Source organism: Mesotoga sp. HF07.pep.5.2.highcov (assembly GCF_003666285.1).
In the GTDB taxonomy this organism is placed as follows: Bacteria; Thermotogota; Thermotogae; order Petrotogales; family Kosmotogaceae; genus Mesotoga; species Mesotoga prima.
This window is the reverse complement of the sequence record NZ_JFHJ01000268.1, coordinates 1-2,538: the sequence shown is the minus strand read 5'-3', so window position 1 is coordinate 2,538 and position 2,538 is coordinate 1. Positions and strand designations below refer to the sequence as shown.

Genomic DNA, 2,538 nt, shown 5'->3' with positions numbered 1-2,538 from the left:
TTCATGGAGCAGAGGAAAGGACCGTCCGAGAAGATCGCATATAAGGACGGTGTGCCGACAAAGGCGCTTCTAGGTTTTTTGAGAGGAAGCAATGCGAAGCTAGAGGACGTAATAGTAAAGGACAGCTATGTTTACATTGAGAGAGAAATAACTGGCGAGACTGCTGAAGCTCTTTTGCCTCAGATCTTCTCCGACTCGTTGAAGTCCATGGATTTCAAGAAACCGATGCGCTGGGGAGATGGGATTTACAGATTCGTGAGACCTGTAAGATGGATAGTAGCGATGCTTGATTCCAAAACGCTTGAGATGGAACTGTTTGGAAAGAAGTCATCGAACAAGTCAAGGGGCCACAGGTTCTTCTTTGACGAAGTTGAAGTATCACCTTACAATTACTTCGAGAAATTGAGTGAAGCTCTGGTAATCGCTCGAGAAAGCGATAGGGAAGAGAGAGTTCTCTCAGAAATCAGAAGAATTGAATCGAATCTTCAAAGCAAAATTCCTGTCGATAAAGAACTGGTTGCCGAAGTAGTCTCCTTGACGGAATATCCCTCCGCTGTTCTTGGGCGTTTCTTGGAGAAGTACCTCGAGCTCCCGCCTGAAGTAATAATCGTAACCATAAAGCATCATCAGAGAACTTTCCCGGTTGACAAGGATGGCAAGTTGACGAATAACTTCGTGGCTTTTCAGGATGGTCCAGATGATCCGATGGGTAATATTAGACAGGGTTATGAAGAGGTCATCAATGCAAGGCTGGAAGATGCTTTTTTCTACTTCATCAAGGATAAAGAGAAACCTTTCGAAGCGTACGTCAATGCGCTGGAGGGAATTTTGTTTCAACGTGGTCTTGGCTCGCTGAAGGACAAAACCGATAGAACAGTTAAGCTTTCCACAGAGATTTCCAGGATGCTCGGAGCAAATAACGACGAACTTCTGGAGGTTCAGAGAACGGCTCTCCTTGCTAAAGCGGATCAAACCACCAGAGTCGTTCAGGAGTTCCCCGAGCTCCAAGGCATAATGGGAAGGATATATGCGTTGTATTCCAAAGAGAGTCACGATGTTGCTATGGGAATTGAAGAGCACTATCTAGACGGCTCCATTCCCACAACACTGACTGGCGCAGTCGTAGGGGTTGCAGATAGGCTGGATACGCTTGTAGGCAACTTCATGATAGGAAATATACCTTCCGCTTCGAAGGATCCTTATGCGCTGAGGAGAAAAGCTAGCTTCATCTTCCGGACTATGCATCATCTCGGCTGGAAGATCTCCCTGGATAGTCTAATAAGCAAAGCCATGGAAAATCTCGGAACGATTTCTAAAGAATCCGATGAATTGATTCGGGACTTCTTTTCATCTAGATTCGAAGCATTTCTTATTGAGAAAGGCTTTTCAATCAATATATCTCGATCCGTGAACAAGTGGTGGAACGTTCCATATCTAGGGGTAAGAGCGGCAGAAGCAATCGAAGAGTACATAAAAAAGGAAGATTTCAATAATCTTCTTATTGCTTATCAGAGGGTTCACAACATAAGCAAAAATCACCTGGAGAATATATTCGACGGCTCAAAGTTTGTGGAACAGGCCGAACGTGATCTGTTGAACGACTATCTGAGGTGTTATGACGATGTAATGGATGCCTTAGAGCGAGATAATTTCGAGAAGTCTCTTGAGCTTCTCACATCTCTCAAGCCACAAATAGACAGATATTTTGACGATGTCTTTGTAATGGCTGACCAGGAGGATATTCGCCTTAACAGACTCGGCTTTCTTAAATCGTTGGATCTGCTCTTCCTGAAGATAGGCGACCTTTCGCTTCTTCTTGAAGAAGAAAGAACGTGAACCGTCAATGAAGTCCGGGACCGTTGCTCTTGTTGGAAAACCCAATGTGGGGAAGTCAACCCTCATAAACACCATCATCGGCGAGAAGATCGCTATTGTTTCTGATAAACCTCAGACAACTAGAAATCGAATCGGGGGGATCCTGACATCTGATGACGGCCAGATAGTCTTCTATGACACACCTGGAATTCACAAACCGCTTCACAGACTCGGGCAATACATACTGAAAGTTGCAACTTCATCGCTAGTAGGGTCTGATCTACTGCTGGTCATTGTTGACCCAACCGACGGCCTTCGAGAATCGGACAGGCTGGTTTCGAATCATGTGAACCAAAGTCACATTCCTGTCTTCCTCGCCATAAACAAGATCGATGAGTACGAAGACAAGAGACTCATAGAGGAGTTCAGACAAAAGGCCGAACAGCTCTTCGAAAATATCAGCCGTACGTTCTTCATTTCAGCGATAAAGGCTATGGGAGTCGATGAGCTGATTTCAGCAATATTCGATTTCCTTCCGGAGGGAGAGTTACTTTTTCCCGAGGATGTCATAACTGACCGGTCTTCGAGATTTATGGCATCGGAGGTCGTTCGCGAAAAGATCCTTGAGAATACCCGGCAGGAGATCCCGCACTCTATTGGCGTTGTGGTTCAGGAGTTCAAAGACGACGGCACTATACTGAAAATCAGGGCAGATATAATTGT

General features: G+C 45.2%; 2 protein-coding genes. Both read left to right on the top strand.

All coding sequences use genetic code 11. The features are described 5' to 3' along the window. Positions 1-1,836: glycine--tRNA ligase subunit beta (glyS, locus tag BG32_RS05485; protein ID WP_121526539.1), on the top strand; the 1,836-nt coding region annotated here is incomplete at its 5' end. 7 nt (positions 1,837-1,843) lie between these two features. Further along, a partial coding sequence (gene era / locus BG32_RS05480) for a GTPase Era (RefSeq protein ID WP_121526538.1) occupies positions 1,844-2,538 on the top strand: 695 nt, incomplete at its 3' end.